Genomic DNA, 14,401 nt, shown 5'->3' on the forward strand with positions numbered 1-14,401 from the left:
CACTCACGACCAGGGCCATCGGGGAGCCGCTTCCTGAGAGCCGGTCCATTGCGTCCTCCAGGCTGGAAAAGCCGAGGACGGAGACTGGGCCCGCCTCTGGGTCGGACGAGGCCAGTCAACGTCCACCGACAACGACAGAAGCCCATGGCATCGGAACTGATCAGAGCAGCGAGGCCGGACGGCGGCATCCCCCGGATCTGCCGACCACGACGCCGGGAGCGGGCATGGATCGACATCCTTGATGTGTCACAGGTTCGAAGCCTGCCGAGGGCATACGGGGAGGGCGCCTACGGACTCTCGTAGGCGCCCTTAGGTCGTTCACGCAGCGTGCGGGGTGAAGGTCACGTGTGAGGCGCCCTCGTCGATGGTCAGCTGCAGCGTGCCGTCCAGGGCTTTGGCCAGGCGCCGCAGCAGCGGGAGCGTCGGCACGGTGTCGCCGCCCTCCATCCGGGAGACCTGGGGCTGTGTCATTCCGGCCCGCTCCGCCAGCTGCACCTGGGACAGGCCGAGCTCGATCCGACGGTCGTAGACCGCCTGTCCGAGGTCGCCGGCCAGGCGGGCGTCGACGTACTCCTGGTCGTACTCCACCGCTTCACCCATGAGCTGGCGAGTCCGGCGAGTTCTCCACGTGCTGTGATTCATCAGCTCTCCCTACGCCGCTCGTAGATGTGTCGGGCGTGGCCGTGTTCGGCCTCGCAGGCCTTCCGGGCCTGATGCGCGCGCTCTCGGGGGACACGTCGGACCGTGAGGCGTGAGGGCCCCGCCGGTGTGTGCCGGTGGGGCCCTCGTCGCTTGTCGTGCCGTCACGGGCACGGCCGTGGGTCAGCGGTTGGAGTAGCTGAAGTCGCCCACCGTCCAGGCGCTGACGTCCTCGATCGCGATGCGGTACATCCCGCCCGTCTCCGGGATCCCCACCGTGCCCTGGAGGATCCGGGCGACGTGGAAGTGAAGGTGCGTGGGCGGTCCGTCCTTCTTGGCGGGGGTGTCGAAGACGGCGGCGAAGTCGCCGAGGCGGGCGGAGTCCGCCAGCACCTCGGACACCCGTTGCCTCCACACGGCTTCGGGAGCAAGGCGACCGGTGATGACGGCACCACCGGTGACCACGGTCAGGGACATCTGAGTGCTCTGCCCGGACTCCACAAGGGCAGCGATGTCAACGATCAGCTCGTCAGGCTTCGGCATGACGACGGATTCTATGCCCCGGCCCGCCCGGGCGGCTCGGGCGGTGGTGGCACCGGGCGGGAGGGCGCGTACGGCGGCGCCCCCCCATGGCCACCCGCGCCCCCGCGCCCCGTCAGCCGCGGTCCTCGTCGGCGGCTGCGTCGGCGGCCCGCGTCGAGGGCGTCGCCGCCCGCCCGCCGGGGTGGCGCAGTGCGCAGCAGTAGCCGAGGGCGAGGGCGACGGCCATGGCGTAGAAGACCCACTGGTCGGCCTCGGCGAAGTCCCTGCGGATGTCGGGCATGGCTTCCCGCACCGTCGTGGCGAGGGCACCGTCCCCCGTGGGGGCGCGGGTGTCCGCGTTGCCGGTGATCGCCTCCGTCACGTCGCGGACGATCGTCTGGTCGATGAACGTCATCGCCACCGCGAACATCCTGGCGGCGAGCGCCAGCGACGGGGAGGCGGCGTGACCGGCTCCGGGCGTCGGCACGTCCCGTCCCGGGTGCGTTCCGCTCACCCGGTCAGTGGGCGTCCGCCCAGGTGGCGGCGTATGGGGAGCCCTGTCGTGCGGGGGCGGGCGATCAGCCGCGCCCGTACTGCGCCAGGGCCGGTGTCAGCAGGTCGAAGGCGCGCGGGGCCTCCTGGCCCAGCAGCCCGGCGATCTCCGGGTTGGTGCGGCCGGCCAGCGTCAGTTCCTGGATGCGGGTGAACAGGACGCGGTGGACTCCGCCCAGCAGGGCCGCGGCCGTGCGGGGCGTGATGTCCTCGGGTGAGGTGGCCGTGGCCCTGGCCAGTGCCCCGGCCAGGGCGTCCTCGCGCCGGTCGTGGAGGCCGCGCAGGCAGGAGGTGAGGGTGGGGCTGTCGGCGATCATGCGAGTGAAGGCGGGGCCGGCGAATCCCGCGACGGGGTCCTGGGCCGCCACGGCCGCCAGGAAGGCGCGGCGCAGGGCCGTCAGGGGCGCCTCCCCCGGCTCGCGCGCGTCGACCGTGCCGGCCAGGGCGGCGACGAACTCCTCCTGGTGGTCGAGGGCCAGGTCCTCCTTGCGCGGGAAGTAGTTCGTCACCGTCTTCTTGGCGACGCGGGCGGCGTCGGCGATCTCGGCGATCGTCGTGCGCTCGAAGCCCTGCTCGATGAAGAGCCGGGTCGCCCGGTCGGAGATGAGCTGTCGCGTCTCGCGCTTCTTGGTCTCGCGCAGGCCCAGGGGCGCGGCGGAGGTGGCGGGCGGCGGGGCGGGCGGGGCGTCGTCGGAGTCCATGGAAAATCTTACCTCGGTAGTAATTTTATGTTGACGGCTAGCTTCGCCGTGAGTAAAGTTACTACCGATGAATGAATTTATCGAGCCGGGCGCCGAGCCCGTACAGGAGTTCACCGTCAGCGGCCCCGACGCCGGTCCCTACGCCCTCGCCGAAGGTCCGGACGGCGCCCTCTGGTTCACCCTCGTCCATCAGGACGCCGTCGCCCGCCGTGATCCGCGGGACGGCAGCGTCACCGTCCACCCGGTGGGGGCCGGGCCGACCGTCATCGCGCCCGGGCCGGACGGGGCGATGTGGTTCACCGAGTACCGGGCGCACCGCATCGGGCGGATCGCCCCCGACGGCTCCTACTCCTCCCACGCGCCGCTGACGCCCGAGGGCGGCCCGTTCGGGATCGTCGCGGGGCCGGACGGGGCGATGTGGTTCACGCTCTCCTCGGTCGACCGCGTCGGCCGGATCACCGTGGACGGCGACGTCACCGAGCACCCGGCGCCCGGCGCCTTCCCGTCCGCCGTCGCGGCCGGCCCGGACGGGGCGCTGTGGTGCACCCTCAACCGGCAGAACGCCGTGGGCCGGCTCACCACCGACGGCCGCGGCACCGCCCACCCCCTGCCGACCGAGGGCGCCGCCCCGGTGGGCATGGCCGCGGGGCCCGACGGCGCGCTGTGGTTCACCGAGATCGGGGCCGGGCGGATCGGCCGGATCACGGTGGACGGTGAGATCACCGAGTACCCGCTGCCCGACCCGGCGGCCCGGCCGCACGCGGTGACGGCCGGGCCCGACGGCGCGCTGTGGTTCACCGAGTGGGGCAGCGGCCGGGTCGGCCGGATCACCGTCGACGGTGGCATCACCTCGTACGCGCTGTCCCGCCCCGACAGCGAACCGCACGGCATCGCCGTGCACGACGGCGCGCTGTGGTGCGCGCTGGAGACCGGCTCTCTCGCACGGATCGAGGTCCCCGCATGACCGTTCCCGACCCCGGCGTCCTGCACCCGCTCGCCCAGCACCCCCGGGTCGTCCTCCTCAAGCCCCTCGTCACCGACGAGCGCATCGAGGTGGGGGACTTCACCTACTACGACGATCCCGACGACGCCACCGCCTTCGAGACCCGCAACGTGCTCTACGCCTACGGCCCGGAGAAGCTGGTGATCGGCAAGTACTGCGCGATCGCGTCCGGCACCCGGTTCCTGATGGCGGGCGCCGAGCACCCCACCATGGGCGTGTCGACGTTCCCGTTCACCATGTTCGGCGGTGCCTGGGCCGAGGCCACGCTCGACCTCGTCACCGGCATGCCCAGCCGCGGCGACACGGTCGTCGGCAACGACGTCTGGTTCGGCTACGGCGCCACGGTCATGCCCGGCGTACGCATCGGGGACGGGGCGATCGTCGCCGCGGGAGCGATGGTGACCGGCGACGTCCCGCCGTACACCGTCGTCGGCGGCAATCCGGCCCGCCCCCTCCGCGCCCGGTACGACGCCGACGACATCGCCCGGCTCCAGCGGGCCGCGTGGTGGGACTGGCCCGTCGAGCTGGTCACCCGTCACGTCCGCACGATCATGTCGGGCAGCCCGTCCGACATCGCGGCCATCGCCGAGAAGGAGCAGCTCTCCTGACCGAAGCCCCCGCCCCCGCCGCCACCCGCCCCGCGCAGCATCCCCGGGGCGCCCAGCACCCTCAGGGCACCTCACGCCCCCAGCACGCCCAGGACCCCGCGGAAGGAACCCGCTTGACCGACCGGACGCACGTCCCCGCCCCCTCCGCCCGCGCCACCTCCGCCGCCTCCGCCCCCTCGCTCGACCCCGGCGCCGAGTTCGACCGGCAGGTCCGTACGCTCACCGCGCTCGGCTACCCGGCCCTCTCCGGCCGCACCCCGGAGCAGTTCGCCGAGCTGGTGGCACCGCTGCGCGCCGAGGCCGTGGCACACGCCGGGAACGGGGCCGGGGACGGGGACGGGGAGCACGATCCCGCCGGCACCGGTCGCGTGCCCTTCGTCCTGGTCGTCACCCGCGAGCTCGCCCCGATCGAGCGGACCATGCCGCTGACCACGCTGCACGGCGGCCGGCTGCCCGGGTTCGTCGACCGCACCTTCGAACCGGGCTCCCTGGAACGGTTCGTCGCCACCGAGGAGGCCGAGCCGCCCGGCGGGAACGGGGTCCACCTGCTGTTCGACGTCGAGCGCGGGGAGGAGTTCTGCGGGGTCGTCCCCCACGACGCCATGGCCGCCCTCGCCGAGCGGGGCCGCAGCCTGCTCACCATCGAGGAGGGCATCGCGCTGATGACGCACACACCGCAGATCCTGGTCAAGAACAAGTGCTTCTCGCTGGGAGGTTCACGGTCCGGCGACCGCCGTGTCCCGGCGATCTGGATCAGCAAGCGGGCGCCGAAGCTCGGCTGGTGCTGGGCGGGCAATCCGCACACGTGGCTCGGCATGGCGTCCGCCGGCGCCCGCGCCGCCGCCCGGCCCTGAGGTCGCGGCTCCCTCGTCCTCGCGGTCGGTCGGTCGGCGCGCTCCCGGCCGAGGCGGTCGCGAGGGGCGCCCCGCGGCGCGTGGGCATCGTCCACGGGCCGGCCCGGGCACGCAGGCCCGGGCCGGCCCGGGTCTACGCGCCCGAGCCGGTCGGGGCCCGGATGCGCCACCGAGGCCCCGGGGCTCGTACGCCCCCGTCGGCGGTTCCGGCGGTGCCGGGGAGCGGGGACCGGGACCTCGACGCGGTCGGCATGCGGGCGGCGGGCCGGGGGCGTCAGCCGGCCCGCGCCACCCGGGTGGGCAGCAGCCCTCCGTCGGCCGCGTCCCGGCGGCTCGCCACCGTCAGGGCGAGGGTCACCGCGAGCGAGCCGGCCGCCATGACGGACATCGCCGTCGCCGGGGAGCTGACCTGCGCCACCGTGCCGGCCAGGAGCGCGGCGAGCCCCTGCGTCGTGAGCATCCCCGCGGAGTGCAGGCCGAGGGCGTGCCCGGAGAGGTCCTCGGGGGTACGGGCGACCAGGCGCTCCTGCTGGACCAGGCTCGCGCCGAAGCCCACGGAGGCCACCGCGACCAGCACGGCCGTCAGCGCCAGCGGCGGGCGCAGGAAGAGGACGAGGTACGGCGCGGCCAGCAGCACCAGCAGCGGTACGCCCAGGCGCGTGCGTATCCGGGCCGGCAGCAGCCGTCCCACCGTCACGTCCCCGGCCAGCATGCCGAGCGCCGCGCAGGCGAAGAGCGTGCCCGCGGCGCGGGGGTCGTAGGAGACGAACAGGGACTCGCAGCCGACGACGAGCCCGTTGGGGACCCACAGGGCCAGGTACAGGTGGCGGCGCGGACGCGCGGACCACAGCAGGGAGTTGGCGCGCCAGGTGGCCCGTACGGAGGGGCGGCCGGCGGCGCGCGGTGGCCGGCGGGTCAGCCGCAGGGCGAGGGCGGCCGCCGTGCCGTACAGGCCCGCGGCGAGCAGCAGGCACAGGCGCGGTGACAGCAGGACCACCAGGAGCCCGCCGGTCGCGTATCCGGCGATCTGCATCAGGCCGCTCGTCATGTTGAAGAGCGAACGACCGGCCAGGTAGCCGTCCTTGGACAGGATCTCGGTGAGCAGGCCCCAGCGGACCCCGCCGCCGAGCGAGGCGATCAGGCCCTCGGCGAGGACGATGACGAGCATCGCCCAGACCGGCAGCCCCGGCAGGGCGAGGGCGGCGGTGGCGGCGGCGAAGGCGAGCGAGAGCCCGGCCAGCGTCGTGCGCGGCGCCAGCCGGTCCGCTCCAGAGAGGAAGAGCGTGGCGCCCAGCACCTGGGCCAGGGCGGGACCGAACATGCTCAGCGCGGACAGCAGCGGCGAGTCCGTCGCCCGGAACACCAGGGTGGCGAGCGCCAGTCCGCTCAGCGTCTGGGCGGCGATGTTGGCCGAGGAGGAGAGGAAGAGCGGGCTGAACTCCGGGGTGCGGAACAGGTCCGCGTAGCTTCTGCGGCGGGTGTCTGGCATGCGGGGAGTCTGGGCGGGTGCGGAACCCGGCCGTTAATGTTTCGCGTGCCGGCGAAACGTCGCCGGGGTGCCGGGGACGGGGACCGGGAAGCCGGACGGGGGCGGGTCGCATGGGCTGGTGGCGGATCAACGCCGACACGCTCGCCCGCAGCCGGTTCGTGCTCTCACCGTTCGCCGAGGCCTTCGCCTCCCTGAAGCAGCTGCACGCCGGGGAGGCCGCGCACCCGGGCGAGCAGGCCTGGCTCGACGCCCACCGGCCCGGCTACCGGCGCCGGCTGGCGGACGACCCGGTGACCGCGCTGCTCGTCCGTTCCGGGATCGGGCGGCGGTGGATCGCCGACTTCCTCACGCCCGCCCCGCGCGAGGGCGAGACCTTCGAGGAGGGCGTCGCGCGCGTCCGCGCGGTCCGCGGCGACGAGGCCCGCGCGGATCTGCGTCTCTCCCTCGCCGGTCCGCTCCCCTCCGCCCTGGACCGCGACGACCTGCCCGAGCGGGCCGCCGCGCTGCTGGAGTACGTGTGGGCCGAGACCGTACGGCCGGACTGGGAGCGGCGCCGCCGGGTGCTGGAGGCGGATGTGGTCGCGCGGACGGCGCGGGTGAGCCGGGGCGGCTGGGCGGCGGTGCTGGACGCACTGCGGCCCGGTACGCGCTGGCTCGGGGACAACCGCCTCCAGGTCAACGCGCACCCGTATCCGCCGCGGGCGCTCTCCGGCGCCGAGCTGGTCCTGGTGCCGATCACCGCGCAGCGGCACGGCTGGGTGTCGTGGGAGGGGACCGAGCGGTACGCGGTGGTCTACCCGTGCGTCGGCGCGCTCGCGGACGAGGGTGCCCGGACCGTGCCCGCGGCCCTGGGCGCACTGCTCGGGCCGGCGCGTGCGGGAGTGCTGGTGCTGCTCGGCTCCCCCATGAGCACCAGCCAGCTCGTCGGTGTGACCGGGCAGGGCCTCGGTTCGGTGGGGCGGCACCTGCGGGTGCTGCTGGACGCCGGGCTGGTGGAGCGGCGACGGGCGGGCCGGTCGGTGCTGTACTCGCGGTCGGCGGCCGGGGAGGTGCTCGTCGAGGCGGGTGCCGGCGGGGCGGGCGGCGGGGGGTGACGTGGCGCGGGGCTAGCATCCGCTCATGACGACCGCAGAGAACGCGCGCAACAACGACAGCCTCCCCCTCGACGTCGAGATCGGGTCCCTGCAGGGCGGGTCCGCCGACCTCTCCCAGTACGCGGGCCGGGTCGTGCTGGTGGTCAACGTGGCCTCCAAGTGCGGGCTCACCCCGCAGTACTCCGGCCTGGAGCGGCTGCACGAGCGGTACGCGGAGCAGGGCCTCACCGTCCTCGGCGTGCCGTGCAACCAGTTCATGGGCCAGGAGCCGGGCACCGCCGACGAGATCGCCGAGTTCTGCTCGGCGACGTACGGGGTGACCTTCCCGATGACCGAGAAGGTGGAGGTCAACGGGGAGGGCAGGCACCCGCTGTACGACCGGCTGACCGGCTTCGCCGACGCCGGGGGGCACACCGGGGACGTCCGCTGGAACTTCGAGAAGTTCCTCATCGGGCGGGACGGCAAGGTCGCCGCCCGGTTCTCGCCGCAGACCGAGCCGGAGTCGGCCGAGGTCGTGGCGGCCGTGGAGGAGCGGCTGGCGGGCTGAGCGGACGCGTCGGTTGACCTTGCCCCTGGGGCAGGCCCGAGCCTCGTCGTCGCCGGGCGGACAGGCCGTCCGGTGACGGAGGATGACGGCGTGGATGACGGCGTGGACGACGAACACGGCGGCGCACGCGGAGACCGGCACGGCGGCGCACGCGACGACGGGTTGCTGACCATCGGGGCGTTCGCCGCGCGGGCCCGGCTCTCGGCCAAGGCGCTCAGGCTGTACGACCGTATGGGCCTGCTGGTGCCCGATCACGTGGACGAGGCCACCGGTTACCGCTACTACCGCACCGCCCGGACCGAGCGCGCCCGGCTCGTGGCCCTGCTGCGCCGGCTGGACATGCCGCTGGCGCGGGTCGCGGAGGTCGTCCACGCGGACGGCCCCGGGGCCGCCGGTCTGCTCGACGCCTACTGGGCGGAGGTCGAGGCCCGGGTGGCGGGGCAGCGGACGCTCGCCGACTACCTCCGTGCACGACTGTCGGGGAGGAGCTCCGAGGTGTACGAGAAGTTCGCGGTCGAGACGGTGGACGTGCCCGAGCAGGTGGTGATCAGCGAGTCCCGGCACACGCTGGCGGCCGAGTTGCCGGCGTGGATCGGTGCCTCGCTGGGACGGCTGGAGGAGGCGGCCCGGGACTGCGGGGGTGTGACGGCGGCGCCGTTCGTCGTGTACCACTCCGAGGTGTCGATGGAGAGCGACGGCCCGGCGGAGTCGTGCGTGCCGGTCGCCGACGAGGCGGCGGCCCGGGCGTGGGCCGAGCAGCGGGGGCGGGCCTGGCGGTCGCAGGTGCGGGTGGAGCCGGCCCGGCGGCTGGCCTACACCCGGATCACCAAGGCCCAGGTGGCCCATCCGCAGATCCTGGCCGCCTTCGAGGCGGTGGAGGAGTGGGTCTCCGCGCAGGGTCTGACGGTGGCGGGGCCGTGCCGGGAGGTGTACTTCACCGACTGGGAGGCGGCGGGACCGGAGGACCCGGTGTGCGACGTGGCGTTCCCCGTGAGGTGAGCCGGCCGCGGGTCCGGAACGGAACAGAGCCCTCTCGGCAAGGTCGGCGAACTGGTCGAGAGGGCTCCGTCGGCGGTGTCCGCGGAGGCGCGTGGAGCCGTTACTTCTTGACCGAGGTCACGAAGGCGTTCCACGCGTCGGCGGGGAAAGCCAGGACCGGGCCCTCGAGGACCTTGGAGTCGCGGACGGCGAGTGCCGCCACGACCGGTGACTTGACCTCGACGCACGCGCCGTTTCCTCCGGAGTAGGAGGACTTGATCCACGATTCCTGGGCGCCCTGATGAATTGCCATGTCTGCTCCGATGGCGAGTCGCTGAGTGGTGTCCCCGCGCCGCGGACCCACGGGGCCGCGGCGCGGTTTACGCCAATGACGCTTGATCTTTGGCGTGATCGACGCTACTCGCTGACCTCTCCCTCCGGAGCCGCCATTCACCCGACCGGATGGCATATTCCAGGTGAGTCTTCCAGTGCGGCATGGCCGGGGTGTAGCATCCCGCCCTCACCAGCCGGGAAGGCCTCGGGCCTCAGCGTGCGTACTCCTTCGCCACGTCCTCGATGCGCTGCCGGGACTGCTCCACGTTCAGGGCCTGCGCCCGCAGATGCTCGTACATCACCGTGTACTTCTGCACGTCCTGCGCCTTCTCCAGGTACAGGTCGCTGGTCACGCCCTCGATGTACACGACGCTGGAGTCCGCGGTGTCGGCGAACTCCAGGATGGAGTACTGGCCGTTGATGCCGGGGTGCGCCCCGACGTCGAAGGGCAGCACCTGCACGGTGATGTGCGGCAGCTGCGACATCTCGGCGACGTGCTCCAACTGCTCGCGCATCACCTGCCTGCCGCCCACCGTCCGGTGCAGGCAGGCCTCGTCGAGGACCACCCACAGGCGCAGCGGGTTGCTGTCGGCGGAGATGCGCTCCTGTCGCCGTATGCGGACCTGGACCCGCTTCTCGATGTCGGCGACGGACGTCTCGGGCAAGGCGCCCTGGATGAGCGCCTCCGCGTAGGGGCGGGTCTGCAACAGGCCCGTGATGATCTGCGGTTCGTAGGTCCGCAGCGATTCCGCGTCGGTCTCCAGGCCGATGTAGACGCTGTACGGGATGTCCCCGAAGGCGTGCCACCAGCCCTGCTGGCGGGAGTCCTTCGCCATCTGCATCAGTGAGTCGACGATCCGCTGGTCCTCGACCTCGTAGACCCCGCACAGGTCGCGGACGTCCCGCTGGCTGATGCTGCGCCGGCCGTTCTCCAGGCGGCTGATCTTCGACTGCGAGACCAGCAGCCGCTCCGCCACCTCCTCGGCCGTCATGCCCTTGAGCTCGCGGAGCCGACGCAGCTCCTGGCCCAGCCGGCGCCGCCTGACGGTGGGATTGACATTGGACGCCACGGGACGTGCACCTCCGGCTGCGTGACTCATGTGTGCCACTTTGCGTATCTGCTGCTGAGCAGACTGCCACCAAGGTGCTTTCTACCGCTGGGAAACGGTCGATATGCGCCGCGTACACGCCAGTTCGGGGCGCCACCCGTACACATGGCCGCGCGGGGCGGCGGGACCGTGCCGGTGTCCGGGCGCGCCGGACGTGCGATCGGTCCCGCCGCCCCGCGCGAACCCGCGGCTCCCGTGACCGGGTCTCGGGGACTGGTGGTGCGGCGGTACGGCGGTGCGGTACTGCGACGGTGCTCGGTCCTGCTGTGCGTTGCCGCGGGTGGTGCGGTTCAGTGGGCCACGGCGCGCGCCATGGATCCGTGGCGCGGTTGCGCCGGAACGCCGCGCGCGGGTTCCGGGGCGGGCCTGGCCCCCGGTCCGGCGGCCTGACGGCCGGCCGGGGCCGGAGCGCGGCGTGGCTGGGCCACCGCGCCGTTCTGGACGTCCATCACCGCGTGCGCCACCAGTCCGCCCATGGGGTCGTGTCTGATGAGGTCCCGCAGGCGGGACCGTGACGAGCGTCCTTCGTTGCCCGGGTAGAGGTGCTTGCCGAGACCGACCGCGTGGGCCAGCGCGGCGAGCGCCGCGGTCCGCGGGTCCGGCGGTACGCCGGTGCGGATCGCCGAGTCCAGCCGGGTTTTGATCTCCCTGCTGATCGCCGTGTCCGTCGCCTGATAGCGAGTCGTCGGCAGCACCCCGCACATCTGGCCCTCCACGGCATGCACCATGCCGCATCGCTCCAGATGCGAGAGGTAGGTCTGGCGCAGCCCCAGGCGGGGCCCGCCAATCCAGTTGACCGCCCGTACGGGAGCGCCACGCCTTCGCAGCAACTCCAACGCGCAGTCCAGTGTTGGATCTCCAGTCGGCCGTGGTGCCACCACGGCGATACGATCCCCGTCTGGGGCTATCCGTCCGGCCAGCGCCAGCTCCACCAGCTGTGCTCCGGCCAGACCGAGGTCGAGCGACTGCGGCTGTGCGGTGGTGCCCGTGGTCGGGTCCAACGCCAGCAGCAGAAGCTCCTCCGGAAGTGTTCTGCGGCTCCTGCCCATCCATGCCTCCCCGCGTGGATGACAGACAGGGTGACCCCTCTCACATTGGTCTGTCGAGGGTGCGTGACCGGTTCGTAGTGGAACCAGTAGGTATGTCGTTCTCGTCTACCGCGTGGGTCCTACCCGTACACAGGACACTGGTACATGGTTTCGGTAGCGCACACAGGACGTGCGGCGCATGGAGGAGGCATCGGTGGCGGGCGAGTCCCCCGACAGGTCGAAGCAGCGCGAGTCGTCGGAAGAACCGACGTCGGGGAGCGCGGGTCCGGTTCCCGAAGCGCGGACCGAGGCGAGCGAGACGCCCGATCCGCGGCTGGCGGTGACGCGGGAGACCGCGAAGCCCTCGGCGTCCGCCGGATCCGCGAAGTCGGGCGGGTCCCGGGGCGGCGTCGATACGGCGACCCGGGTGCTGTCGGTCCGTGAGACGGACGCCCGGAGCGAGGACGCCGAACGGGAGGGCGACGCCGAAGAGGGCGTCTCCGAGGCGTCCGACGCGACCGCCGGGTCCGATGTGTCCGTAACGCCTGATTCGTCCGCTTCCGCCGAGACGTCGGACGCTGCCGAGGGTGACCGCGCCGAGCCCGCCACGGGCGGCGACGGCCGACTGCGGGACGCCGTCGCGGCCTGGGTGGCGACCGCGGACGAGCGTGCGGCGGCGAACGCTCGGCATGAGCCCGCGGAACCCGCCGAGGGGGTCGGGGACACGGAGGAGAGCCGGCCGGAGGCCGACGCGCACCCGGAGGCGGACGCACCGGGCGACAGGCCCGGCACGGCGGAGGCCGACACGGACGCCGACGCGGGCGCCGACACCGACGCCCAGGCTGACACCGACGCGGACTCCGACACCGACGCGGACTCCGTACCGGGCGCCACCGGTCGGACCGGCGCCACGGCGGACGGCGCCACCGAGGCCTCCGAAGGCTCCGAGGAGCCCGCCGACGAGGCGGGCGACAGCACCGGGGACACCCCCGCCGCCGCGAAGGGCGCCGGAGGCGCCGAGAGCGGCGAGCGGGCCGTCGATCAGCCCACCGCCGTGTTCAAGTCCGTACGCCCCTCCGCGCCCGCCGTGGACCAGCCGACGACGATGCTGAAGCTGGGCGACGCCGCCGTCGGCACGCCCGGGAAGGCCGGGAAGGCCGGCAAGGCGGACGAGAGCGAGCAGGCGGACGCGGCCGGGAAGGCCGGGAAGGCCAAGGAAGCCGACAAGGGCGGCAAGGGCGGCAAGGGGACCGAGAAGGACAAGGGCGACAAGCCCGCGAAGGGTGCCGGCTCCCCCGTCCCGGTGGAGCGGGACGCCGAGCGGACGAGCAAGTTCGTCGCGCTGCGGCAGCCGGACGACCCGGCCACGCGCAAGCCCCCGCCCGAGGCCCCCAGGGCGCCGCAGGCACCCCGCCCCGGCGTCACCGCCGCCGTGCCGCAGGTCGGGCCCGAGCGGACCACGCAGCAGCCGCTGCCGCCGAAGCCGCCCCTGGACCTGCTGGCGGAGCTGACGAACACCCCGCCGCCCCCGGAGACCCCCCTGCGGACGACGGTGCGCCGGGTCAAGATCTGGACGCCGCTGGTCCTGCTGCTGCTGATCGTCCTCGGGGTCGTGCAGTCGATGCGGGCCCTGCCCGCGCCGGAGCTCGACCTCACCGCGCAGGACAGCTTCACCTTCGAGGGCGGCAAGCCGGAGATCCCGTGGCCGGCCAGCGGGCAGGCCGCGCTCGACGTGCAGGGCATCGGCAGCTTCGGCTCGTCCGGCGACCAGAAGCCCGTGCCGATCGCCAGTGTCGCCAAGGTCATGACCGCGTACGTGATCCTGCGCGACCACCCCCTCAAGAGCGGCGCCGAGGGTCCGAAGATCAAGATCGACCAGGCCGCCGAGGACCAGTCGCAGGCGGGCCAGGAGTCGACCGTCAACGTCTACGAGGGCGACTCGATCTCCCAGCGCGAGGCCCTGGAGAGCATTCTGATCGCGTCCGCGAACAACGTGGCGAGGCTGCTCGCCCGCTGGGACGCGGGGTCGGAGAAGGCGTTCGTGGAGAAGATGAACGCCGCCGCCGAGGACCTCGGCATGAAGAACACGACGTACACCGACCCGTCGGGGCTGAACAACACGACGGTGAGCACGGCCGTGGACCAGGTGAAGCTGGGCAAGGCGGCGATGAAGGAGCCCGCGTTCCGCGAGGTCGCCGCCATGATGTCGTACGACGACTACAAGGGCGTCAACCACTCCAACTGGAACCACCTGGTCGGCCACAACGACGTCGTCGGCATCAAGACCGGCACCACCACCTCCGCCCTCGGCAACCTCGTCTTCGCGGCGAAGAAGGAGGTCGGCGGCGAGACCCGGACCATCGTCGGAGCCGTGGTGCGCCAGCCCGCGGGCGGCAAGGACAACACCATCCTCGGTGCCGCCCTGGACTCCAGCGACCAGCTGATCCGGGCCGCGCAGGACACGCTGGAGTCCTCGACGATCCTGAAGAAGGGGAGCGTCGTCGGGTACGTCGACGACGGTCTCGGCGGCCGTACGCCGGTCGTCGCCACGCAGGACGTCAAGGCCGTCGGCTGGCCGGGCCTGACGGTCAAGCTCACGTTCGAGGCGGACGAGGTGCCGCACACCGCCGCGGCCGGCACGAAGGTCGGCACCCTCACGGTGGGCGACGGGGGCGCCGCCGGGGCCGTGAAGGTACCGGTCGCGCTCCAGGAGGATCTCGTGGAGCCCGCCCTCACGGACAAGCTGACCCGCCTGGGCTGACCGCCGGCCCGTCCGGGCAGGACCGGTTCACCCGCCCCCGCGGCCGCCCGGCCGCGGGGGCTTTCGCCTGACCGAGGCGAGGAAGCCACCGTGCGGGGGTGCGTGCTAGCGTCGCGAAACGGGGCAGGTCGCCGGTCGCGGCAAACGGGACACGGCCGAAAGCAGAAGAACAGGACACGGGGA

The 14,401-nt window shown here is 73.2% G+C and carries 15 protein-coding genes; 7 read left to right on the forward strand and 8 right to left on the reverse strand.

What is annotated here, in order from left to right:
• Positions 1-318: 318 nt before the first annotated feature.
• From SAM23877_RS15430 to SAM23877_RS15445, 4 genes are all read right to left on the reverse strand, one after another.
• Complete coding sequence (locus SAM23877_RS15430) at positions 319-642, reverse strand: helix-turn-helix domain-containing protein (RefSeq protein ID WP_053132686.1); 324 nt, start codon at positions 640-642, stop codon at positions 319-321.
• Between the two features lie 180 nt (positions 643-822).
• Positions 823-1,182, reverse strand: a complete 360-nt coding sequence (locus SAM23877_RS15435) for a hypothetical protein (protein WP_053132689.1) — start codon at positions 1,180-1,182, stop codon at positions 823-825.
• Positions 1,183-1,294: 112 nt separating this feature from the next.
• Positions 1,295-1,675 carry a hypothetical protein gene (locus SAM23877_RS15440; RefSeq protein ID WP_342342860.1) on the reverse strand — a complete coding sequence of 127 codons (381 nt, stop codon included), beginning with the start codon at positions 1,673-1,675 and terminating at the stop codon, positions 1,295-1,297.
• A 64-nt stretch (positions 1,676-1,739) separates the two neighbouring features.
• On the reverse strand, positions 1,740-2,414 hold the full coding sequence (locus SAM23877_RS15445) for a TetR/AcrR family transcriptional regulator (RefSeq protein ID WP_053132695.1): 675 nt from the start codon (positions 2,412-2,414) through the stop codon (positions 1,740-1,742).
• 67 nt (positions 2,415-2,481) lie between these two features.
• Here SAM23877_RS15445 and SAM23877_RS15450 point away from each other — a divergent pair, with 67 nt between their 5' ends.
• The 3 genes from SAM23877_RS15450 to SAM23877_RS15460 all read left to right on the forward strand — a co-directional run bounded on the left by SAM23877_RS15450 (position 2,482) and on the right by SAM23877_RS15460 (position 4,879).
• A complete protein-coding gene (locus tag SAM23877_RS15450) occupies positions 2,482-3,378 on the forward strand; it encodes a Vgb family protein (protein WP_053132698.1) in 897 nt (298 codons plus the stop codon).
• The gene (locus SAM23877_RS15455) at positions 3,375-4,025 is read left to right on the forward strand and encodes a CatB-related O-acetyltransferase (RefSeq protein WP_053132701.1); all 651 of its coding nucleotides are present in this window, start codon (positions 3,375-3,377) and stop codon (positions 4,023-4,025) included. The genes SAM23877_RS15450 and SAM23877_RS15455 overlap by 4 nt, the downstream gene beginning before the upstream one ends.
• 113 nt (positions 4,026-4,138) lie before the next feature.
• Positions 4,139-4,879: a DUF5701 family protein gene (locus tag SAM23877_RS15460; protein WP_053132705.1), complete on the forward strand. Its 741-nt coding sequence runs from the start codon at positions 4,139-4,141 to the stop codon at positions 4,877-4,879.
• Positions 4,880-5,153: 274 nt separating this feature from the next.
• Here SAM23877_RS15460 and SAM23877_RS15465 read toward each other — a convergent pair whose 3' ends face one another.
• Positions 5,154-6,368, reverse strand: a complete 1,215-nt coding sequence (locus SAM23877_RS15465) for an MFS transporter (protein ID WP_053132708.1) — start codon at positions 6,366-6,368, stop codon at positions 5,154-5,156.
• A gap of 110 nt (positions 6,369-6,478) precedes the next feature.
• Here SAM23877_RS15465 and SAM23877_RS15470 point away from each other — a divergent pair, with 110 nt between their 5' ends.
• The 3 genes from SAM23877_RS15470 to SAM23877_RS15480 all read left to right on the forward strand — a co-directional run bounded on the left by SAM23877_RS15470 (position 6,479) and on the right by SAM23877_RS15480 (position 9,008).
• Positions 6,479-7,462: an ArsR/SmtB family transcription factor gene (locus SAM23877_RS15470; protein ID WP_053132709.1), complete on the forward strand. Its 984-nt coding sequence runs from the start codon at positions 6,479-6,481 to the stop codon at positions 7,460-7,462.
• A gap of 25 nt (positions 7,463-7,487) precedes the next feature.
• The gene (locus SAM23877_RS15475) at positions 7,488-8,009 is read left to right on the forward strand and encodes a glutathione peroxidase (RefSeq protein ID WP_053132713.1); all 522 of its coding nucleotides are present in this window, start codon (positions 7,488-7,490) and stop codon (positions 8,007-8,009) included.
• A 102-nt stretch (positions 8,010-8,111) separates the two neighbouring features.
• Positions 8,112-9,008, forward strand: a complete 897-nt coding sequence (locus SAM23877_RS15480; RefSeq protein ID WP_053142519.1) for a MerR family transcriptional regulator — start codon at positions 8,112-8,114, stop codon at positions 9,006-9,008.
• A 100-nt stretch (positions 9,009-9,108) separates the two neighbouring features.
• On the opposite strand, the gene SAM23877_RS15485 is transcribed toward SAM23877_RS15480, so the two are convergent.
• The 3 genes from SAM23877_RS15485 to SAM23877_RS15495 form a co-directional block, all read right to left on the reverse strand.
• The gene (locus SAM23877_RS15485; protein WP_053132716.1) at positions 9,109-9,300 is read right to left on the reverse strand and encodes a DUF397 domain-containing protein; all 192 of its coding nucleotides are present in this window, start codon (positions 9,298-9,300) and stop codon (positions 9,109-9,111) included.
• A gap of 232 nt (positions 9,301-9,532) precedes the next feature.
• On the reverse strand, positions 9,533-10,390 hold the full coding sequence (locus tag SAM23877_RS15490) for a helix-turn-helix domain-containing protein (protein WP_053132718.1): 858 nt from the start codon (positions 10,388-10,390) through the stop codon (positions 9,533-9,535).
• Positions 10,391-10,719: 329 nt separating this feature from the next.
• Positions 10,720-11,478 (reverse strand): GOLPH3/VPS74 family protein, encoded by a 759-nt coding sequence (locus SAM23877_RS15495; RefSeq protein WP_053132724.1) that lies wholly within the window; start codon positions 11,476-11,478, stop codon positions 10,720-10,722.
• A 178-nt stretch (positions 11,479-11,656) separates the two neighbouring features.
• On the opposite strand from SAM23877_RS15495, the gene SAM23877_RS15500 reads away from it, so the two are divergent.
• Positions 11,657-14,218, forward strand: coding sequence for a D-alanyl-D-alanine carboxypeptidase (locus tag SAM23877_RS15500; RefSeq protein ID WP_244902944.1), 2,562 nt, complete (start codon positions 11,657-11,659; stop codon positions 14,216-14,218).
• Positions 14,219-14,401 lie beyond the last annotated feature (183 nt).

It is taken from the genome of Streptomyces ambofaciens ATCC 23877 (assembly GCF_001267885.1).
Lineage (GTDB): Bacteria > Actinomycetota > Actinomycetes > Streptomycetales > Streptomycetaceae > Streptomyces > Streptomyces ambofaciens.

Excerpts from the sequence above, each read along its gene's own strand:
- SAM23877_RS15455 (WP_053132701.1), top strand. The coding sequence starts at position 3,375 with ATGACCGTTCCCGACCCCGGCGTCCTGCACCCGCTCGCCCAGCACCCC.
- SAM23877_RS15495 (WP_053132724.1), bottom strand. The coding sequence starts at position 11,478 with ATGGGCAGGAGCCGCAGAACACTTCCGGAGGAGCTTCTGCTGCTGGCG.
- SAM23877_RS15485 (WP_053132716.1), bottom strand. The coding sequence starts at position 9,300 with ATGGCAATTCATCAGGGCGCCCAGGAATCGTGGATCAAGTCCTCCTAC.
- SAM23877_RS15435 (WP_053132689.1), bottom strand. The coding sequence starts at position 1,182 with ATGCCGAAGCCTGACGAGCTGATCGTTGACATCGCTGCCCTTGTGGAG.
- SAM23877_RS15450 (WP_053132698.1), top strand. The coding sequence starts at position 2,482 with ATGAATGAATTTATCGAGCCGGGCGCCGAGCCCGTACAGGAGTTCACC.
- SAM23877_RS15470 (WP_053132709.1), top strand. The coding sequence starts at position 6,479 with ATGGGCTGGTGGCGGATCAACGCCGACACGCTCGCCCGCAGCCGGTTC.
- SAM23877_RS15475 (WP_053132713.1), top strand. The coding sequence starts at position 7,488 with ATGACGACCGCAGAGAACGCGCGCAACAACGACAGCCTCCCCCTCGAC.
- SAM23877_RS15500 (WP_244902944.1), top strand. The coding sequence starts at position 11,657 with ATGGAGGAGGCATCGGTGGCGGGCGAGTCCCCCGACAGGTCGAAGCAG.
- SAM23877_RS15430 (WP_053132686.1), bottom strand. The coding sequence starts at position 642 with ATGAATCACAGCACGTGGAGAACTCGCCGGACTCGCCAGCTCATGGGT.
- SAM23877_RS15445 (WP_053132695.1), bottom strand. The coding sequence starts at position 2,414 with ATGGACTCCGACGACGCCCCGCCCGCCCCGCCGCCCGCCACCTCCGCC.
- SAM23877_RS15465 (WP_053132708.1), bottom strand. The coding sequence starts at position 6,368 with ATGCCAGACACCCGCCGCAGAAGCTACGCGGACCTGTTCCGCACCCCG.